The 19,406-nt window shown below is 73.2% G+C and carries 18 protein-coding genes and 3 pseudogenes; 12 read left to right on the plus strand and 9 right to left on the minus strand.

The genetic code is table 11. The features are described from left to right. Positions 1-127 precede the first annotated feature (127 nt). Positions 128-916, plus strand: coding sequence for a hypothetical protein (locus ACYVMZ_RS28520; protein ID WP_461084619.1), 789 nt, complete (start codon positions 128-130; stop codon positions 914-916). A gap of 111 nt (positions 917-1,027) precedes the next feature. Here the strand turns inward: ACYVMZ_RS28520 and ACYVMZ_RS28525 are convergent, their stop codons facing one another. Both ACYVMZ_RS28525 and ACYVMZ_RS28530 read right to left on the minus strand, forming a co-directional pair. Then, on the minus strand, positions 1,028-1,222 hold the full coding sequence (locus ACYVMZ_RS28525) for a hypothetical protein (protein WP_461084621.1): 195 nt from the start codon (positions 1,220-1,222) through the stop codon (positions 1,028-1,030). A gap of 12 nt (positions 1,223-1,234) precedes the next feature. Further along, positions 1,235-1,585 (minus strand): hypothetical protein, encoded by a 351-nt coding sequence (locus ACYVMZ_RS28530; protein WP_461084623.1) that lies wholly within the window; start codon positions 1,583-1,585, stop codon positions 1,235-1,237. A 544-nt stretch (positions 1,586-2,129) separates the two neighbouring features. Between ACYVMZ_RS28530 and ACYVMZ_RS28535 the strand changes: the two genes are divergently transcribed. Beyond that, a complete protein-coding gene (locus ACYVMZ_RS28535) occupies positions 2,130-3,233 on the plus strand; it encodes an amidinotransferase (protein WP_461084625.1) in 1,104 nt (367 codons plus the stop codon). Between the two features lie 92 nt (positions 3,234-3,325). Here the strand turns inward: ACYVMZ_RS28535 and ACYVMZ_RS28540 are convergent, their stop codons facing one another. Next, positions 3,326-4,150, minus strand: a complete 825-nt coding sequence (locus tag ACYVMZ_RS28540; RefSeq protein WP_461084627.1) for a putative protein N(5)-glutamine methyltransferase — start codon at positions 4,148-4,150, stop codon at positions 3,326-3,328. Positions 4,151-4,369: 219 nt separating this feature from the next. Continuing rightward, on the minus strand, positions 4,370-4,522 hold the full coding sequence (locus ACYVMZ_RS28545) for a GNAT family protein (RefSeq protein WP_461084629.1): 153 nt from the start codon (positions 4,520-4,522) through the stop codon (positions 4,370-4,372). 77 nt (positions 4,523-4,599) lie between these two features. Between ACYVMZ_RS28545 and ACYVMZ_RS28550 the strand changes: the two genes are divergently transcribed. The 7 genes from ACYVMZ_RS28550 (at position 4,600) to ACYVMZ_RS28580 (ending at position 11,471) form a co-directional block, all read left to right on the plus strand. Beyond that, positions 4,600-5,205 carry a sulfite oxidase-like oxidoreductase gene (locus ACYVMZ_RS28550; protein WP_461084631.1) on the plus strand — a complete coding sequence of 202 codons (606 nt, stop codon included), beginning with the start codon at positions 4,600-4,602 and terminating at the stop codon, positions 5,203-5,205. Continuing rightward, a complete protein-coding gene (locus ACYVMZ_RS28555) occupies positions 5,198-5,953 on the plus strand; it encodes a ferredoxin reductase (protein ID WP_461084633.1) in 756 nt (251 codons plus the stop codon). Before ACYVMZ_RS28550 ends, ACYVMZ_RS28555 begins: the two co-directional genes overlap by 8 nt. A gap of 512 nt (positions 5,954-6,465) precedes the next feature. After that, positions 6,466-7,050, plus strand: a complete 585-nt coding sequence (locus ACYVMZ_RS28560) for an Rv1733c family protein (protein ID WP_461084634.1) — start codon at positions 6,466-6,468, stop codon at positions 7,048-7,050. 318 nt (positions 7,051-7,368) lie between these two features. After that, on the plus strand, positions 7,369-8,337 hold the full coding sequence (locus ACYVMZ_RS28565; RefSeq protein WP_461084636.1) for an acetylxylan esterase: 969 nt from the start codon (positions 7,369-7,371) through the stop codon (positions 8,335-8,337). A 114-nt stretch (positions 8,338-8,451) separates the two neighbouring features. Beyond that, on the plus strand, positions 8,452-9,618 hold the full coding sequence (locus ACYVMZ_RS28570; protein WP_461084638.1) for a serine hydrolase domain-containing protein: 1,167 nt from the start codon (positions 8,452-8,454) through the stop codon (positions 9,616-9,618). 131 nt (positions 9,619-9,749) lie between these two features. Beyond that, positions 9,750-10,490: a GntR family transcriptional regulator gene (locus ACYVMZ_RS28575; protein WP_461084640.1), complete on the plus strand. Its 741-nt coding sequence runs from the start codon at positions 9,750-9,752 to the stop codon at positions 10,488-10,490. 159 nt (positions 10,491-10,649) lie between these two features. Next, on the plus strand, positions 10,650-11,471 hold the full coding sequence (locus tag ACYVMZ_RS28580; RefSeq protein ID WP_461084642.1) for an alpha/beta fold hydrolase: 822 nt from the start codon (positions 10,650-10,652) through the stop codon (positions 11,469-11,471). Between the two features lie 478 nt (positions 11,472-11,949). Here ACYVMZ_RS28580 and ACYVMZ_RS28585 read toward each other — a convergent pair whose 3' ends face one another. Both ACYVMZ_RS28585 and ACYVMZ_RS28590 read right to left on the minus strand, forming a co-directional pair. After that, a complete protein-coding gene (locus ACYVMZ_RS28585; protein WP_461084644.1) occupies positions 11,950-12,675 on the minus strand; it encodes a class I SAM-dependent methyltransferase in 726 nt (241 codons plus the stop codon). Between the two features lie 9 nt (positions 12,676-12,684). Continuing rightward, positions 12,685-12,975: pseudogene (locus tag ACYVMZ_RS28590) on the minus strand (PadR family transcriptional regulator); the annotation flags it as partial. Here ACYVMZ_RS28590 and ACYVMZ_RS28595 point away from each other — a divergent pair. Then, a pseudogene (locus tag ACYVMZ_RS28595) lies at positions 12,898-13,590 on the plus strand (hypothetical protein); the annotation flags it as partial. The pseudogenes ACYVMZ_RS28590 and ACYVMZ_RS28595 sit on opposite strands and share 78 nt — an antisense overlap. 121 nt (positions 13,591-13,711) lie before the next feature. Continuing rightward, a pseudogene (locus tag ACYVMZ_RS28600) lies at positions 13,712-14,551 on the plus strand (D-alanyl-D-alanine carboxypeptidase family protein); the annotation flags it as partial. A 59-nt stretch (positions 14,552-14,610) separates the two neighbouring features. On the opposite strand, the gene ACYVMZ_RS28605 reads toward ACYVMZ_RS28600, so the two are convergent. The 3 genes from ACYVMZ_RS28605 to ACYVMZ_RS28615 form a co-directional block, all read right to left on the minus strand. Then, positions 14,611-15,990, minus strand: a complete 1,380-nt coding sequence (locus tag ACYVMZ_RS28605) for a glycosyltransferase 87 family protein (RefSeq protein WP_461084646.1) — start codon at positions 15,988-15,990, stop codon at positions 14,611-14,613. A 2-nt stretch (positions 15,991-15,992) separates the two neighbouring features. Further along, positions 15,993-17,387, minus strand: coding sequence for a polyprenol phosphomannose-dependent alpha 1,6 mannosyltransferase MptB (mptB, locus tag ACYVMZ_RS28610; RefSeq protein WP_461084648.1), 1,395 nt, complete (start codon positions 17,385-17,387; stop codon positions 15,993-15,995). Between the two features lie 104 nt (positions 17,388-17,491). Beyond that, complete coding sequence (locus tag ACYVMZ_RS28615; RefSeq protein ID WP_461084650.1) at positions 17,492-18,811, minus strand: hypothetical protein; 1,320 nt, start codon at positions 18,809-18,811, stop codon at positions 17,492-17,494. 128 nt (positions 18,812-18,939) lie between these two features. Between ACYVMZ_RS28615 and ACYVMZ_RS28620 the strand changes: the two genes are divergently transcribed. Continuing rightward, complete coding sequence (locus tag ACYVMZ_RS28620; protein WP_461084652.1) at positions 18,940-19,398, plus strand: DUF6234 family protein; 459 nt, start codon at positions 18,940-18,942, stop codon at positions 19,396-19,398. Positions 19,399-19,406 lie beyond the last annotated feature (8 nt).

Raw genomic sequence — 19,406 nt, forward strand, 5'->3', positions numbered from 1 at the left:
GGGGCCTTTCGCAGGAACCTTCACACGGACCTTCACAGGAACCGATTACCGGGTCCTTATCGGCCGTGTCCCACAATCACGGCACAGGCACGGACATACCGGGTGCCGTGGTCGAGGGGAGCGAGCCGTGACGCACGATCCGGAGCAGGAGCACACCGCCGGCGGCGAGTCGCCGGACCGGCCCTACGAGCCGAACGAGCCGGTTCCGGCGGAGGCCGGGCATGCGGCGCGGGTGGGTGTGAACGGGGCGGGGCCGTCGGCGGTCCCGCGCGGGCTGTGGCGGCGGCAGTCCGTGCGGGCCCGGGCGGTGACGGCCGCGGCCACGGTCGTGGCGCTCGGCCTCGGCGGCACCGTCGCCTACGCGGCGACCTCGGGGGACTCGGGGAACGGCGCCTCGGTCTCGGCGTCCCCGTCGGCGTCGGCCCCGCGGGACGGATCCGGCGGGCGGCACGGCCACGGGCACGGGCCGTGGTTCGGGTTCGGCGGCGTGCACGGCGAGGCGACCGTCAAGGACCGTGACACCGGCGAGTGGGTCGTCCGGACCTGGCAGCGGGGCGCCGTCGAGAAGGTGGACGGCGACCAGGTCACCGTCCGGAGCGCGGACGGTACCCAGTGGACGTGGACGGTGAACTCCGACACCAAGGTGCACCACGACGGCGCCTCCGGCACGGGCGCCGGTGCCCTGGAGAAGGGCGAGAAGGCCACCCTGGTCGGCACCCGTGCCGACGACGGCGACCGGACCGCCACGCGGGTGGTGGCGGGCGCCTGGAAGGCATGGGAGAAGGACAAGGCCAGGGACAAGGGCAAGGGCCGGGGTGACTGGCGCGACCGGTTCCCGGGCCACGGACCGCGCGACGGGCGGCTCCCGTCCCCCTCGGCGTCACAGAGCCCGACGGGCAACGGTACGGCGACGTGACACGCCGTCACCGCAGGGCGGCCCGGAGGGCGACGGCCTGACCCCTGCTGCCACGAGGGCAGCCGACTGCGGGGGGCCGTTCGTCACCGGCCGCCCCACCATCGGCAGCCGTCATCCCGTCGGCACGTTCGGCTGGTGCGGATCCGTTCCGCTCAGCAGTTCCGCTGCCTGGTGCTGTGTGCGCTCGGCCGCCCGCTGGGCTTCCGCGACGACGTCACCGCGTTCGCGTACCAGGTCCTCATAGATCGGCAGGTGATCGTTTCCACTGGGGGTGTGGGGCACGGTGCCGGTCCTTCCGCTGTCCATTCCGTCAGGCTGTCAGGCCCTGTTGAGCCGTGCGGCGATCCCGTGGCCGATCAGCAAATACAGAACAGCCGGGAGACCGTAATTGAGGACGACTCGTAGACCCTCTGTGTCCATGGTGAAAATGTCCTGTGCCCACCAGGCCAGCCAGTCCGCCGTTTCACGCACGAACTCGACGAACGCATTCGCAGGATTGGCGTCGAGCAGGAAGAGCAGGATCCACAGGCCCAGCAAACCGGCCGCGATGTCGGCGACCGTGCAAACCGCCAGGGCGGTCCGCCGTGCGGCGGCCTGGCCGCGCGGGGAGCGGTCGGGCTCCGGGTGGTCGTACGTCCGGTATCCGGAAGCCGGGTCGGTGCTGCTCATGGGAAATCCGATCTGACGCGTTGCTCTGTCGCTTGCACTCACTTCTGCGTCCGGCATGCCCTGCCGCGTTACACCCGCATTTGCGATGGCACAAATATGGCCGCCTATTCGGTCACTTCCCGAAATTCATACGCGCGAGAGGACATTTGCGGACGGCGCGGAAGGGGGCCGTCCCGTGCGCGGGGGACGGCCGCAGGGCGACGATCCGGCCCCTCCGGCCGTGGCCTGAACCGAACGGCGGCACGGCGCGCCGCATCGACGGCTGGTGTCGAGCCGGACACGGCGGGTACGCGCCCCCTGAGCCGGGGGTGCCCGTCCCGAACGGATCCGCTTTGGTCTGGGGCGCCCTCGGCCCACAGTGGGAGGGCCGCTCCGCGTGCCCCGGGGGGTGTGTGTCGTCATCCGGCCACGGGGTCGGCCCTGCTCGTTGACGCGGACAGCTCCGAAGAGCACTCTGAGTGACGTGCTGGATACAGTGCATCAGTAGGTTCTGCGATCGAAAGCGCGGTTGAGCATGGCGGTAGTGCAGGAGCCCGGCATTCCCATGACTGACGACACTGCGGAGCCGCTCGATTCGCCGGTCAATTCACACAACGAGTGGGACCCGCTGGAGGAGATCATCGTCGGGCGTCTCGACGGCGCGACGATCCCCTCGAAGCATCCGGTCGTGGCCTGCAACATGCCCCCCTGGGCGGCGCGGTTGCAGGGGCTCGCCGCCGGCTTCACGTATCCGCGGATGCTTATCGAGCGGGCGCAGCAGGAGCTCGACCAGTTCATCGCTCTCCTGGAGTCCCTCGATATCACGGTCAGGCGTCCGGACGCGGTCGACCACCGGCGACGGTTCGGCACCCCCGACTGGTCGTCGCGCGGGTTTTGCAACACCTGCCCGCGGGACAGCATGCTCGTGATCGGCGACGAGATCATCGAGACGCCGATGGCATGGCCGTGCCGTTATTTCGAGACGCATTCCTATCGCGCGATCCTCAAGGACTACTTCCGGCGCGGCGCGCGCTGGACGGCGGCTCCCCGGCCGCAGCTCACCGACGAGCTGTTCGAGGCGGATTTCCGCATCCCCAAGGCCGGCGAGCCCATGCGGTACATCCTCACCGAGTTCGAGCCCGTGTTCGACGCCGCGGACTTCGTCCGCGCGGGACGCGACCTCTTCGTGACGCGCAGCAACGTCACCAACCGGATGGGCATCGACTGGCTGCGCCGCCATCTCGGCCCCGGCTATCGCATCCACGAGATCGAGAGCCGCTGCCGCACCCCCATGCACATCGACACGACGTTCGTCCTGCTCGCGCCCGGCAAGGTGCTGGTCAATCCCGAATACGTCGACATCGACCGTCTGCCGGACGTCCTGAGGTCGTGGGACATCCTGATCGCCCCCGAGCCCAACCCGATCGACGAGCGCGTGCTCAAGATCACGTCGATGTGCGGCAAGTGGCTCAGCATGAACGTGCTGATGGTCGACGAGAAACGGGTGATCGCGGAGCGGCACCACACCGACATGCTGCGCGCGCTCGAGAAGTGGGGATTCGAGCCGATCCCCTGCGACCTGCTGCACTACGCGCCGTTCGGCGGCTCGTTCCACTGCGCGACGCTCGACGTCCGGCGTCGCGGCACGCTCGAATCCTATTTCGATTGAGGTGCGGCCCGGTCGGCGGTCAGCTTCGACTGAGGTGCCGCGGGTCGGCAGTCAGCTTCGACTGACGTGCCGCCCGGGTCGGCGGTCACCGCTCAGCCTCGCCCCGTCTCCTGCCGTACGCCGATCACGACGTGGGCGTACAGCTCCTCGGAGACCGTCAGACGGGTCGTCAGGCCGCCGCGCTCGAAGGCGTCGACGGCGGTCGTGGCCTGCCGCCGGCTCGTCTCCACCAGGACGCAGCCGCCGGGCGCCAGCCAGCGGGGCGCCTCGGCGGCGACCCGGCGCAGGACGTCGAGACCGTCCGCGCCGCCGTCCAGGGCGACCAGCGGCTCGTGGTCCCGGGCCTCCGGGGGCAGCAGGCCGATCTCGTCGCTGGGGACGTACGGCACGTTGGCCGCGAGGATGTCGACGCGGCCGCGCAGCTCGTCGGGCAGCGCCTCGAACAGGTCACCGGCGTGCGCGTGACCGCCGGCGGCGGCGATGTTGCGGCGGGCGCAGCGCACCGCCGCGGGGTCGATGTCGGCGGCGTGCAACTCGACGCCGCCGAGTGCAGCGGCCAGGGCTACGCCGACGGCCCCCGAGCCGCAGCACAGGTCCACGACGACGGACGCTTCGGGCGCCTGGGCGAGCGCCTGTTCCACCAGGAACTCGGTACGGCGCCGGGGCACGAAGACCCCGGGCTCCACGGCGATGCGCAGACCCCGGAACTCGGCCCAGCCGACGACGAGTTCGAGGGGCAGCCCGGCGACACGGCGCTCGACCAGGGCGGCCACCTCGTCCGGGGTGCGGGCGGCGGTGAGGATCAACTCGGCCTCGTCCTCGGCGAAGACGCAGCCCGCGGCGCGCAGCGCGGCCACGACGGAGTCCCGGGACGAGGAGAAGGAGAAAGGCGACGGGCCAGAAGAGACAGACGGCATGGAAGCCAAGAGCCTTTCGAGAACCGAAGGGCGCTCCGGCGGCCACCTACTGACGGTGATCCGCGCTGTTGTGAGGGGAGAGCACCCGAGCCGACACAACGGTGATGGGTCTCACCTCCTCGGCTTGCGACGGCTGGGACCGCCCGCAGCCGGACGGCCACATTACCCGATGGTCCGGGCGCCCCGGCTCCGCCTCCAGCCGCCACCGACCAGTCACCGTCAGGTGCTGGGCGCATGGGCGGTGAGGAACGCGGCGGTGCGGCGGAGGCTGAAGCTCAGGGACTCGTCAAGCCGGACGGCGTTCGTGTTGCCGGTCCCCGTGTGCAGGCGCACGTTTCCGCCACGTTGCCGGATGCCGTACGCGACGGCCACCGCGCCTCCCGGGGGCCGGGCCGGGTGGACGACCCCTTACGGTTGAAGGTGCAATCACGTACGGAGGCACGACCCGCATGAACGTCACCCGAGGCTTCACCGGGCGACCCCGCGTCGACAACCCCGGGCTGCCGCCCGGCCAGTACGACGCGGGCGACGACTGGCCCGTCCTGTCCGCCGAGGTCACCCCCGACCTGGCGCCGGCCGACTGGACCTTCCGGATCGACGGACGGGTGGCGGAGCCCCGCACCTGGACGTGGGAGGAGGCGCACCGGCTGCCGGCGTCGGCGTACGAGGGTGCCATCCACTGCGTGACCAGCTGGTCGAAGTTCGGGATGCGGTTCGGGGGCGTGTCCCTGGACGTCTTCCTGGATGTGGTCCGGCCCCATGGGTCCGCCACCCATGCCGTGGCGTACTCGCACACCGGCTACACCACCAACCTGCCGCTCACGGACCTGACCGGCGGGCGTGCCTGGATCGCCTGGGAGTACGACGGCAAGCCGCTCCCCGCCGAGCATGGGGGCCCGGCGCGGCTGCTGGTGCCGCACCTGTACTTCTGGAAGAGCGCCAAGTGGATCGCGGGCCTGAGGATCCTCGACCACGACGAGCCGGGCTTCTGGGAGCAGAACGGCTACCACGCGCGCGGCAACCCCTGGGAGGAGCAGCGGTACTCCGGTGACTGAGACGTTCGTCCCTCCCACCCCCTTCGCCGTGCCGGGGCGGATCGCCGTGAGCGAGCAGGCCGCCTCGGTGTGGCGGACCGCCACACTCACCGAGATCCGGCGCGAGACCCCGCGCGCCGCGACCTTCCGGTTCGCCGTGCCCGGCTGGCCGGGGCATCTGCCCGGCCAGCACCTGCTGCTGCGGCTGACCGCCGAGGACGGCTATGCGGCCCAGCGCCACTACTCGATCGCGTCCGCGCCCGACGACTCCGGGCACATCGAGCTGACCCTCGATCACGTGGCGGGCGGTGAGGTCTCCGGCTGGTTCCACACGGTGGCCCGGCCCGGTGACCAAGTCGAGGTGCGTGGCCCGCTGAGCGGCTTCTTCGCCTGGCCGGGCGACCGGCCGGCGCTGCTCGTCGGCGCCGGCTCCGGGGTCGTACCGCTGATGTCGATGGTGCGGCACCACCGGGCGCGCGGCCTTTCCGTGCCGCTGCGGCTGCTGGTGTCCGCGCGCAGTCCCGAGGAGCTCATCTACGCGCGGGAGTTCGGCGCGGAGACGACGACCGTGTTCACTCGCGGCGCGCCGGAGGGGGTGCCCGTGGGACGTGTGTCGGCCGCACGTGTGGCGCCCCTCCTGGCCGAGAGTCCCGCTGGTGGGTGGGAGGCCTATGTGTGCGGGTCCAACTCGTTCGCCGAGCACGCCTCCCGGCTGCTGGTGGCAGCCGGCCAGCCCGTGGACAGGGTCCGGATCGAGCGCTTCGGCTGAGCGCCGGGATGCCCGGCTTCACGACAGCCACAGCGACAGCGACAACGGCAGCGGCAGCGGCAGCGGCAACGGCAACGGCAACGGCAACGGCTCACCTCCGGCAGCGGGCAGCGCGGGAGCGTGCGCGCCCTGCCACAGGACGTGACCCCCGGTGTTTCACCGTGGCACGGCCGGGCACCTGTCCGGGGGCTCGGCAAGCACCACGGATCACCGTCGATCCGCCCTCTGCGCACGGACGACCGCCCGCACCGGCGCCGCCCGGCGGCCGGCTCTTCCGTACGGCCGCACGCCGTACACCCGTACCGCCGGTACCACGGGTGGCAGCGGTACAGGGTGGCTGAGCCGCCCGCGCCCGTCGCACCCGGGCCGCGGTGAGCGATCGATACCGGTCGGACGGGGTACCAGATCCGTATGGGCACTCGCACGCGTGGCGCGATGCGAGGGGAGCGGCGGTGCCGCCCCCGTACGGCTTGTCCGGCCCTCCGGCTGCGGTGACGGGCGAGGAGGTCGACATGCGAACCCGGGTGCGCGGCTGGCGCTGGCGGCGCAATCCGCTGCGGCGCCGGTCGGATGTCGTCGAGGCGTGGACGGTGCTGGTCGTCGCCGTCCTGCTGCTCGTGGTCGCGCCCCTGGTGGGGGCGGCCGCGGCCGGGTGGGCCCATGGCGAGGCGCGGAAAGCCGCGGCGGAGCAGCGCGCCGAGCGGCACCGCGTACGCGCCGAAGTGGTCGGCAGGGCCAGCGACTCGCTGCCGTCGGCGCAGGCCGGGGCCCAGCACGCGTACCGCGCCACGGTGCGCTGGACGGAACCGGGCGAAGGAGAGCGCACGGCCGTCGCGCGGGTGCCGGGAGACACGCGGCAGGGCGAGAAGGTCGACGTGTGGTTCGACTCCCGGGGGCGCAACGTCACGCCGCCGGTGGACGGCGCCGATGTCTGGCAGCACACCCTGACCGTCGGCGTGTGCGCCACCGGGGGCGCGGTGGCCGTGGTGCTCCTCGGGCACGGCGTCGTGCGCCGAGCCGCGCTCAGCCGCCGACTGGCCGAGTGGGAGCGGGAGTGGGCGCGTACGGAGCCGGAGTGGAGCCATCGGCGGGCATGAGACGCGCACCCACTGCGCGGACCCACCGCCGGTCCTGAGGCCACTCCCACGCGCCGCACAGGCACGTCTCCCCCGCCGGAAAGAGGCCGGTGACCCGACCACCCGCCGTCACCTGCCCTCACCGCACTGCCGCCCAGTACCTCACGCCCACCCTGCCCGGTGGGCGGTTCCCTGTGCCTGACCAGCGCATCACGTCCACACACCCGTGCGCGCTCCGGACGTGGACCGCGGCAAAGACCTGGCGAGTCCTCCGACCACCCACGTACGGTGTGATCACCGCACTGTCTCCGCACCTTCTCTCCACAAAGGCGGTCCTACATGGCCCTGTTCGACCTTCCGCTCGACGAACTCCGCGAGTACCGCAGCGCCTCCACCGAGCCCGAGGACTTCGACGCGTTCTGGTCGAAGACGCTTCAGGAGACGCGCGAGCACGACCTGGACGCCCGTTTCGACCCGGTCGACACGGGTCTTGCGACGGTGCGGGTGTACGACGTGACGTTCGCCGGGTTCGGCGGTCATCCGGTCAAGGGCTGGCTGACGGTGCCGGCCGACGCGGACGCCCCGTTGCCGCTGGTCGTGGAGTTCATCGGCTACGGAGGCGGGCGCGGCCTGCCGCACGAGCACCTGCTGTGGGCGTCCACCGGCCGGGCCCACTTCGTGATGGACACCCGGGGCCAGGGCAGCGCCTGGGGCGCCGGCGGCGGCACCGCGGACCCGGTGGGCGGCGCTCCCTCGTATCCCGGGTTCATGACGCGCGGTCTCGACGCGCCCGAGAGCTACTACTACCGCCGGGTGTTCACGGACGCGGTGCGCGCCATCGAGGCGGCCCGCTCGCATCCGCTGACCGACCCGGCGCGCACGGTGGCGGTCGGCGCCAGCCAGGGCGGCGGCATCGCGATCGCCGTGGGCGGTCTCGTCCCGGACCTCGCGGGCGTCGCGCCGGACGTGCCGTTCCTGTGCGACTTCCCGCGCGCGGCCACCCTCACGGACCGTCACCCGTACCGGGAGATCGGCCTGTACCTGAAAACGCACCGGGGCCGCAGCGAGGACGCCCTGCGCACGCTCTCCTACTTCGACGGCGTGCACTTCGCCGCGCGCGGCCGGGCCCCCGCACTGTTCTCGGCCGCCCTGGAGGACCAGACCTGCCCGCCTTCCACCGTCTTCGCGGCCTTCAACGCCTGGGCACACGACGACAAGGCGATCGAGGTCTACGACTTCAACGACCACGAGGGCGGCGGCCCCTTCCAGGAGGCGGCCAAGCTGCGCTGGATACGGTCGTACGCCTGATTCGGCCGTTCCCCGCCCGCGGGGTTCCCCCTTGGTCCGACCAGTCGGTACGTTCTGGGCGCCCGGGGTCGCGGCAGCGCGGCCCCGGACCTGAAGACGGTCGAGGGAGGGGCAATGCACGAAGAGCAGGCCGAGGTTCACGGCCAGTGCGATCCGCGTTTCGCGGCGGTCCGTACGGCGTTCGAGGAGAACTTCCGGGAGCGGGGGGAGCTGGGTGCGGCCGTGACCGTCATGGTCGACGGCGTGCCGGTGGTGGATCTGTGGGGCGGCTGGGCCGACGGGGCCCGCACCCGGCGGTGGGAGCGGGACACGCTGGTCAACGTGTGGTCGACGTCGAAGGGTCCCGTGGCGCTGTGCGCGCACATCCTCGCGGACCGGGGGCTGCTCGACCTCGACGCGCCGGTGGCCGCGTACTGGCCGGAGTTCGCCGCGGCGGGCAAGGAGAAGGTCCTGGTACGGCATCTGCTGTCGCACCGCGCCGGCCTGGCGGGCCTGCGGGAGCCGCACTCGCTCGCCCAGCTGTACGACTGGGAGCTGACGACGCAGCGGCTCGCGGCGATGCAGCCCTGGTGGGAGCCGGGCACGCGGTCCGGGTACCACGCGCTGACGTACGGCCATCTCGTTGGCGAGGTCGTACGGCGGGTGTCCGGGATGCCGCCGGGGGCGTTCCTGGAGCGGGAGGTGACCGGGCCGCTCGGGATCGACTTCACGATCGGGCTGCCGGAGAAGGAGTCCGGCCGGGCGGCCGAGCTGGTGCAGCCGCCGGTCGCACCGACCAGTGAACAGGCGGCGATCTTCAGCCGGTTGACGCCCGCCGCCGTCGCCGCGCTGACCAATCCGCCGGTGGGCGCGACCGACGCCAACACGCCCGAGTGGCGGGCCGCGGAGTTACCGGCCGTGAACGGGCACGGCACCGCGCGGGCCGTCGCCGCGCTGTACGCGGTCTTCGCGGGGCGCGGCACGTACGACGGCCACCGCGTCCTGTCCCCCGAGGCGGCCGAGCGGGCGCGTGAGGGGCAGGGCAGTTGCCGGGATCTGGTGCTCGGGGCGGGCTTCGAGCGCGACACCGAGGCGGCGCTGGGCCTGTGGCTCAGCGGGCCGAACGGCTCCTACGGGCCCAACCCGCGCGCTTTCGGACACGACGGCTTCGGCGGCTCCTGCGGCCTCGCCGATCCGGAGGCCGGCGTGTCGCTGGGCTACGCCATGAACCGCATGGGGCCGCGCATCGCCGACGACCCGCGCAAGATGGCCCTCGTCGACGCCGTATACAGCGCGCTCTGACACGGGCGCCCCCGCGGACCGGTTTCGGCCGAACCGCCGGGCCGCCCTTCCCTGCTGGTTTAGACCAATGCTAGATCTGGTGGCGCACCGAGCCCACGCGGCTACCGTACGTGACCATCAGGAGGCGCGGCATGGCCCGCACCACCCCGCACGAGACCCCGCTCGCCGAAGGAGGGCCCCTGTACCGGCGGATCGCGACGCAGTTGCTCGGCGAGCTGCGCGACGGAACCATCACACCCGGTGAACGGCTGCCGGCGGAGCGGCAGTTGGCCGAGCACTTCGGGGTCAGCCGGGAGACCGTACGTCAGGCGCTCCAGGTGCTGCGCCGGGACGGCCTGGTCGCCACCGACCGGCGGGGCAGCCACGCGACGCTGCCCGGCCCGCCGGTGCAGACCCCGGCCTCCCTCACCTTCCCGGTCGGCGCCCGAGCCGCGGACGCCGGTGCCCTGTCCCGGGCCACCGTCGCCTGGGAGTCTCCTCCGCCGGAGCATGCCGAGGCCCTGGGGCTGGCCCCGGACCGGCCGACGCTGGTGCACCGCTACCGGTCGTCGGCCGCCGACGGACGCGGGCTGCGGACGGCGGTGACGTCGTTCTCCGCCGTGGCCCTCGCGGAGGTCGAGGAGCTGGCCCGCTACCGCGACCGCGCCGACGATGCGGCCGCCGCCCAGCTGCGGCGGGCCTACGACTGGATGCGCACCGCGGGCCTGACCCTGCACCACCGCGACTGCATCACCCCGCTCGCGGGCACGCCGTCGGTCCGCGTCACCCGGCGGGTGCACGACCAGTACGCCCGACCGCTGGAGATCACCGACCTCGTCGTGAACGCCCAGGACGCGCTGATCTACGAGTTCACGCTGCCGGCCGCGGGCTGACCCGGGGCCGGCCGCCCTGCGCCGCTCCTCATCGACCGCGGTGACGCGCCGGTTATCGACCGTGGCCGGAAGGAGATCGCGGACACCGCCCTGATGTCGTAGGGCGCTTCCTCCGATCCGCGCATAGCCTCGGGCGCACGACCTGGAGAGAGGGTTCTCATGAGCACGTTCACGACCTCCGACGGAACCGAGATCTTCTACAAGGACTGGGGCGACGGACAGCCCGTCGTGTTCAGTCACGGCTGGCCGCTCAACGCGGACGCCTGGGACGGGCAGGCCCGCCTGGTCGCGGAGCACGGGTTCCGCGCGATCGCGCACGACCGGCGGGGGCACGGCCGTTCCGGGCAGCCCTGGCAAGGCAACCACATGGACCGGTACGCGGACGACCTGGCCGAGCTGATCGAGTCGCTGAACCTCGACGACGTGATCCTGGTGGGACACTCGACCGGCGGCGGCGAGGTGGTCCGCTACATCGGGCGGCACGGCACCGCGCGGGTTGCGAAGGCCGTGCTGCTGGGCGCGGTGCCGCCGCTGATGCTGCGGACCGAGGCCAATCCGGAGGGCACGCCGAAGGAGGCCTTCGACGGGATCCGCGCGGGCGTCGAGGCCGACCGGTCGCAGTTCTACTGGGACCTGAGCAAGAGCTTCTACGGCTACAACCGGCCCGGCGCCATCGAGTCGGAGGGCATGCGGCGCGCGTTCTGGCTGTGGAGCATGCAGGTCGGCCTCAAGGGGGCGTACGACTGCGTCGAGCAGTTCTCGGAGACCGACTTCACCGAGGACCTGGGGCGCATCGACGTGCCGACGCTGGTCGCGCACGGCGACGACGACCAGATCGTGCCGATCGGTGCCTCCGCCCACAAGACGGCCCAGCTCGTCAAGGACGCGAGGCTGAAGGTCTATCCGGGCGCCCCACACGGTCTGGTGGGCGACTTCGAGAAGGCGTTCAACGCCGACCTGCTGGAGTTCATCCGGAGCTGACGCACCGGTCGCGCTCAGTCAGCGGCCGGGCGCTGCTCGGCCCGTACGATCCGTGCCTGGCTCCCCAGCCCACGGTGAAGTGGACGGTCAGCTCCGCGGTGGGACCGGGTGCGGGGTGCGCCGGGGCGCGTACAGGGCGGGTGGCAGGACGTCGGTGAGGGTGGTGACCGCGGCGGCGTCGAGGCTCTGTCCGTCGAGGACACGCATCCAGGCGACGGGGTCGGCCCGGTGCCGCCCGCGAGCGGACGGTCCGCGTGGCGGGCCGAAGCCGCCGGGTGAAGGGGGCCAGCCATTGCTGAGTTCGTGCGGCGGGCAGTCCTCCGGTCCCGGCACGTCGGGGCCGGCTGTCCGTCGTGCCCGGGGCCGGAGCGGGCCGGGCCGAACCGGGCCGAGCCGAGCCGAGCAGGACCGGCGTCCCGTGCTGGTGGCCGGTGAACACACAGGAGGGAGCGCACGGCGGCCATGCCGCCGCCGTGGGTTACGGCTGCCGCCGGGCCACCACCATCCGCACGCGCGGACTGCCGTCCTGCCGCCGTCCGAACTCGGGCAGTGCCTGGAGCTCCACCTGGAACCCGGCCCGCGTCAGCTCCCGACGGACGTCGCCGAGCCGGAAGGTCCGGTAGTACATGACGAACGGCGGGCGCCACAGCGCGTTGCGCACCCGCATGACCAGGTCGAAGCCGAGCAGCATCCAGTACCCGAGCTCGCCCGGGCGGGGCGGTGCGACCAGGGGGAACGCGAAGCAGCCGCCCGGCCGCAGGACGGAGTGGACCTGGGTGAACAGCGCCGTCAGCTCGCGGGGCAGGAAGTGGCCGAACGCCCCGAAGCTCACCACCAGGTCGAAGGCCGGCGCGAAGGGCAGGGCCCGGGCGTCCGCGCGGACCCAGGAGACCGGCGGCCCCGCGGGTCGGGTGCGCTCGCGGGCGACGGTGAGCATGCCCGCGCTGAAGTCGACCCCGGTGACGCTGTCCCGGCACACCCGGGCCAGCACGTCGACGCCCGCACCGGTGCCGCAGCACAGGTCGAGCCCGGCGCCGAAGGGTCCCCTTCGCTCCAGCGCCGCCCCGACCGCGTCGAGCACCGCGGCGGGCGTCCGGAATGGGGTGTGGTCGAACTTCGGCGCGAGCAGGTCGTAACCGCGTTCGACGGACGACAGCGCCTGGACGGCGAGCTCACGCAGGCTGGGGCCTTCGGGGCTGAACATCTCGTCAGCCTAGGGGAGCACGCCGTGTCGAGCACGCTGTGTCAGGACCGCGAGAACGCGCTCGCACCAGCGCAGGTTCTCCTGCTCGTAGGAGATTCCTCCCATGAGGGTGAGATACGGCCCGACGCGGCCGGTCTCCGCCAGGTACTCCTCCTCGCTCCGGCCGTCCAGGAGGCGCTCGCGGACGCGCTCGTAGCGGGCGAGTTTGGCGCGCGCCCACGCCCTGCGCTCCTCGATCAGCGCCCGGGTCGCCTCGGGGTCCACGCCGTCCATGGCCTGGATCTTGATCAGGAGTTCGTGCGGCGCTCCGTGCGGGGCGAGGTGTACGCCTCGACCTTCGACCAGGCGCCCAGGCAGCACATCGCGCTGGCCGAGCTGGTGATCGAGCGGGCCAAGCGGCTCGTCGAGGCGGGCGAGGACGTCGTGATCCTGCTCGACTCCCTCACCCGGCTGTGCCGGGCGCACAACAACGCGGCCGCCGCCGGTGGCCGCACCCTCAGCGGCGGCGTGGACGCGTCCGCGCTGATCGGGCCGAAGCGGTTCTTCGGCGCCGCCCGCCAGGCCGAGGAGGGCGGCTCGCTCACCATCCTCGCCACCGCCCTGGTGGAGACCGGCTCACGCGCCGACGACTTCTACTTCGAGGAGCTCAAGGGCACCGGCAACATGGAGCTCCGCCTGAGCCGCGAGACGGCTTCCCGCCGGGTGTTCCCGGCCGTCGACATCAACCCCTCCGGTACGCGCCGCGAGGAACTCCTGCTCTCCGCAGCCGAGTTGACCGCCGTACGCGGACTGCGACGGGCCCTGCAGCCCCGGGACGGGCAGGGCGGCCTGGAGACGCTGCTGGAGCGGATGCGCGAGACACCCGACAACGCGACGTTCCTGCGGCGCATCCAGCCGACACTGCCGACCGACTGACGGGCCGTCACCGCCGGGCCGTCACCGCCGGGCCTTCACCGCTTCCCCCGTCCGGGTGCTCGCGGGTGCCGCTCGGCCCGGGCAGCGTCGCGTTCGAAAGGTCCGTTCCTACGTTTGCGGTATGACTATCGGATTTCCTTCCCGGGCTGCCGTGTCCACCTGCGCCCTCTGTGTGGCAGGGCTGCTGGCGCTGTTTCCCGCCGCGGCGGCCGCCCGTACGGGGGCGGATCCCGGCCCGCTCGAAGGCGGGCCGCACGCGGGGCTGCCGCAGCCGTCCCTGCTGTACCGCTCCGGCACGCAGGTCCGGCCGCGCACGGGGGCGCCCGCGGTCCCGTCCGTCTCCGCCCTGTCGTGGCTGGTGGCCGACGCCCGCACCGGCGAGGTCCTCGCCGCGCACGACGCGCACCGCAAACTGCCACCCGCCAGCACCCTCAAGACCCTGTTCGCGCTCACGGTGCTGCCGGTCCTGCCCGGCGGCATCCGGCACAAGGTCAGCGCACGGGAGCTGAAGGGCGTCGGGTCCGGCAGCAGCCTGGTCGGGGTCAACGAGGGGCAGACGTACCGGGTCGCCGACCTGTGGCACGGCGTGTTCCTCAACTCCGGCAACGATGCCGTGCACGTCCTGACCGGGCTCAACGGGGGCCGGCGGGCCACGGCCGAGCGGATGGAGGCCAGGGCCCGGGCGCTCGGCGCCCACGACACCCGCGTGCTGTCGCCGGACGGCTACGACGCGCCGGGCCAAGTGTCGTCGGCGTACGACCTGGCCGTCTTCGGCCGGGCGGGGCTGCGCAACCCCGACTTCGCGCGGTACTGCGCCACGGTCGAGGCCAGGTTCCCGGGGCGCGGCGGCTGGTCGTACCCGATCCGCAACACCAACCGGCTGCTGAGCGGCTCCGACGGGGTCAGGCCGTACCGGAGGCTGATCGGTGTCAAGAACGGCTACACCAGCAAGGCGGGCCACACGCTCGTCGCGGCGGCCCGCCGGGACGGGCGCACGCTGGTGGTGACGGTGATGAACCCTCAGGACGGCGGCGGTTCCGCCGTGTACGAGGAGACGCGCTCGCTGCTCGACTGGGGGTTCGCGGCAGCCGGGCGGGTCGATCCGGTGGGCTCCCTGGACGCACTGCGCTCCCGCGCGCGGCCGGGGCCGGACGCGCGGCCCGTGGTCGCGGCGGCCGCTGAGGAGGAGGGCGCGCCCGGCTGGGCGGAGGCCGGGGCGATCGCAGGTGCCGCCGGTCTCGGCGCGGGGGCCGTCGCGCTCGTGCTGCGACGCAAGGGTTGCCGGCCCGAGGAGAGTTGACCGGTCGGCAGCCACAGCAGCAGGCCCAGGGTGATCCAGGTGTAGGCGTTGCCGCCGACGAACCCGTCGACGCCCGAGAAGTCGTCGAACCACAGCCACACCACACTGCTGCACAGCACCGCGTACAAGACGCCCGCGACGCGCGGGTGCCCGGCGCGGATCAGTACGGCGAAGGACGGCAGCAGCCACACCAGGTGGTGCACCCAGGTGATCGGGCTGACGAGGCAGGCGGTGAGCCCGGTGAGGGCGAACGCGCCCGTGAAGTCCCCGGCGGCGGCCGCCCGGCGCGCCCGCCACGCCCAGACGCCCAGCACCAGCAGGACCGCCGCCGCCCACAGGGGGCGGTCCGGTTCGCCGAGCCGGGCCAGGACGCCCTGCAGGGACTGGTTGGACACGTAGTCGAGGCGGCCCACCCGGGTCGTGTCCCACATGGCCTCGGTCCAGTAGAACCGGGAGGCGTCCGGGGCCACCCAGGCCGCGAGGGCCGTGGCCGCGGCGGCGACCGCCGTGGCGACGGCCGCGGCGCGCCATCGCCGGGCCAGGAGCAGCAGGGCGATGAACAGCGCGGGCGTGAGCTTGATCGCCGCCGCGAGGCCGGTCCCGGCGCCGGCCCAGCGTCCCCGCCCGGTGGCCAGCAGCCACGCGTCGACCAGGACGAGGGCCAGCAGCAGGACGTTGACCTGTCCGAAGCTGAGGGTGTCGCGCAGCGGTTCGAACAGCGCGAGCAGACAGGCGGCCAGCGCGCAGCCGTACCAGCCGTGCCGCCGCCAGCCCGGTCCCGTGAGGATGCGCAGGACGACGGCCAGGGCGGCCAGGTTGAGCAGCAGGGCCAGCGCGATCGCGGTGTGCCAGCCGAGCAGGGCCATCGGCAGCATGGCGACCGCCGCGAACGGCGGGTAGGTGAAGCCGTACGTCGTGCCCGGGACCCGGTAGTCGTAGATGCGGCCGCCGTGGTGGATCCAGCTGTCCACGGTGCCGTAGTAGACGCGCAGGTCGAACCAGTCGCGCAGCAGCGGCACGGTCGCGGTGAACACGGTCACGGCGGTGGCGAGGGCGAGGACCAGCAGCAGCCGTCCGCGGCCGGTGCGGGGCGGTCTCATGGTCATGCCGTACGTCCCAACGCCGGTGCCAGTTCCGCCTGGTGTGCCTGCCAGAGGACGACGACCGCGAGCGCGCCGCCCGATGCGGCCAGGACCAGCTGCCCGGTGTCGGCCGGGCCGCCGCTGGGCAGCACGGAGAGCGCGAGGACGCCGGTCACGGCCGCCGTCCGGTGCCGTACGGATGTGCTGGGCGCGGCGGCGGCGATGAGGAACAGGCCCCACAGGGCGTACCAGGGGCGGAGCGCCGGGCCGAGGGCGGCCACCGCGGCCAGGCTCAGGCCGAGCGCGTACACCGGTCGGGGGCGCAGCCGCAGCCAGATGACGGGGATCGCGACCACGGCGGTCGCGACGCCGAGGGTGTGCCAGGCGGGCACGGCCAGCGGCGCGAGGTCGCTGCCGAGGTGTTCCAGCAGGGCGCGGGTGGCGCGGCCGAGGAGGCTGGTGAGGGCCCAGTTCTGCGGGGAGACGGGGGTGTTGAGGGCGCTGATCCAGCCGTATCCGGTGCCTGCGGCGGCGGTCGCGGCGACGGTGGTGGCGGCGGCCGCCGCGCCCGTGGTCAGGACGGCTGGTGCGGGGCGGTGGCCCGCGTGTATCTGGAGGGCGACGACCGCGGCGAGCCCGAGTACGGCCGGTGCCTTGACCAGGGCGGCGAGCGTGACGAGGACGGCGCCGAGCACCGGCCACCGGCCCAGGGCCGCGACCAGGCCGGCGCCGAGCAGACCGAGCATGATGGCGTCGTTGTGGGCGCCCGCCACCAGGTGCAGCAGCACGAGCGGGTTGAGGGCGCCGAGCCAGAGCGCGGCGGAGGGGTCGGCGCCGTTGTGCCGGGCGAGACGCGGCAGCGCGGCCGCCATCAGTGCCACGCCGGCCAGGGCGACGAGCCGCATGCCGACCAGGCCGGCGGCCAGTGTGCCGCGGGTCAGGTCGGACAGGGCGGCGGCGACGGCGAGGAACACCGGCCCGTACGGGGCGCCGGTGTGCTGCCAGAGCGGGGCGACCTCGTCGGCGAGCGGCCCGCCGAGCCGGGACGGGCCGTGCGCGTACACGTCGATGTGGGCCTCGACCATGGCGCCCTGCGCGAGATAGCTGTAGACGTCCCGGCTGAACAGCGGCGGCGCCAGCAGCAGGGGCGCCGCCCAGGCGGCGAGGACCAGCAGCAGGGCACGCGGCGTGGGCGGCTCGGGGCCACGCACCAGCCGCCCCAGCAGCACCCAGGCCGCGATCAGCAGGACGAGGCCGAAGTACACGCCGACCAGGCCGAGGGCGGCGCGGGCGGAGGCCGGGGCGAGGAGCTCGCGGACGGGCAGGGCTCCGGCCGTCTCACCACCCAGCGCGAGAAAGGCGGTGCCGGCCAGACCGAGTATCTGGCAGCGGCGGAGATCGACGGGAAAAGCCATGGCCAACACTCGGGCAGCGTGTCAACGCCGGGTGGCCGGAAAGCGACGCTCCCCTCTCCGGTCGGAAGCGTGCGGGTGACCGACGTGTGATCGCGTCGGGCCGGTCAGAGGAACCGGGAACTCCGCACGGGTCCGGATGTCTTCAGGGCGGCCCGGTCGCCTTGCAGCCAGGTGCCGCGGACGGCCGTGACGAAGTCGGTGAGCCGTGTGTCCGGGTCGGCGGGGGTCTCCCCGTCGCCCTCGTCCGGGGCGGGGTCGGCGGCCACGATCTCGGCGGCGATCTCCGCCTCCGGCCGGTCGTCGGGCTCGCCCCGTTCGACGCCGCCGTCGGCGCTCTGCCGCAGTCCCGCTCCCCACGGTGCCACCGCCGACTGGTGGAGCAGCGCCACGCTGTCCGGGGTGACGGCCGGCGGGTCGGTCCAGCAGCTCGCGTGCTCGTGGAGCACCTGGCCGGGTGCCCGGTGGAACAGCTGCCCGATGAGCTCGGGGCCGCCGTCCTCCGCGGCCAGGTCGTTCAGGTCGTAGGCGACGACGACGGTGTTTCCCAGGCCGGGCTCGAAGGGCCGCGCCGGGAGGCCGAGCACCTCGGCGGCGGCCAGGCCCAGGATGCGGCTGCCGCGGTCGGGCAGCAGGGACACCGTCTCGGGCCGTACCTCGGCCGCGTCGAGCACGGTCTTCAGGCGCAGCAGGCCCCGCAGGCAGCCTGCGTGGGTGTCCTGAAGCCAGGCGTACCGGCCGGTCATGCCCGCGTCGAAACCGAACGGGGAGAGCGTGCCGAGGACGGTGCCGCCGATGACGTACTGCCAGCCGCGCAGGTCGGTCAGGTCCAGCGGACCGGCCTGCTCGGCGACGGCCGCCCGTTCCAGCGTGCGGCGCTGGCGGGCCTGCGCGGGCTGCCACATCTCGTCGTCCGGGTCGGGCAGCAGGGCGTGCTGGCGGCGGGCGAGGGCCAGGTCGCCCGCCATGAGCGCGTTGAACACCAGCAGGTAGCGGTCGGGCCAGTCGGCGAAGCCGTCCTCGTGGGCCAGCAGAACGTCGGCGGCCTCACGGTGCCGGCCCTCGTCTTCGTAGGCCGAGACCAGTTCCCGCAGCACCGGGGGTGCGCCCGCCGCCAGCCGCAGCGCCTCGCGCAGCGCGGGGATCGCCAGGTAGGACACGCCCCGCTCGATGCAGGCGTATCCGAAGTCGTAGAGCGGGCGCGCCTTGCCGGGGTGGGCCGACAGGGTCGTGGCGGCTTCCTGGAGGTCGGCGAAACCCGTCATGCCGGCGGCCCGGGCCACCACGAGGGCGACCTCCTCCAGGGGCAGGGTGTCGGTGCCGTGCCGGAGTTGCCGCAGGGCACCGTGGACGTCCCCTTCGTCCAGGCTCTGCCAGGCCTTGAGCAGTTCGGGGGACTTGGGGCGGCGGTGCTTGCGCGAGAACATGCGGAGGATCTTCACCCGTGACCGTGTTTGCTCACAACTGCATTAGCTGCACTGACCGCAGGTAAGTGGAGCGGATGTTGAGTATCCGTACTCAGGACGCGGGGCCGGTGGGGGGTGAGTCTGGTGTCATGACCGTCCCCTCCGGCACATCCGACGCGTCCGGCAGGCCCGGTGCATCCGGCTCCGAGCGGACTGGTCCGCACCCGGTGGCGGACGTGTTCCTCGCGCTCCTGCTGCTCGGGGCGGACGCCGTGGTGGCGCTGGTGGCGTACCTGTGGAGCATGAACGCGGCCGGCTTCGCCTTTTTCGGCGGTGACAACACGGACGTGAGCTTCACCCCGGTCGCCGTGACGCTCGCCGTCGTGAGCGCCGTCTTCCTGGGCACGGCGTTCCTGGCGGGACGGGGCAAGGCGTACGTCACCGCCGTCGTCCAGGTCGTGGCCGGACTCACGCTGCTGCTCGCCTCGGTGCTCGGACAGGCCGAGGAGTCCCGCCAGGACCATCCGCCGGCTCCGGAGCCCGGCTACAGCGGACCGCACTCGCAGTGCCTGTCCGGCGGGGACAACAGCGAGTGCAACGGTTCGTGAGCCCGGGC

It is taken from the genome of Streptomyces deserti (assembly GCF_054782695.1).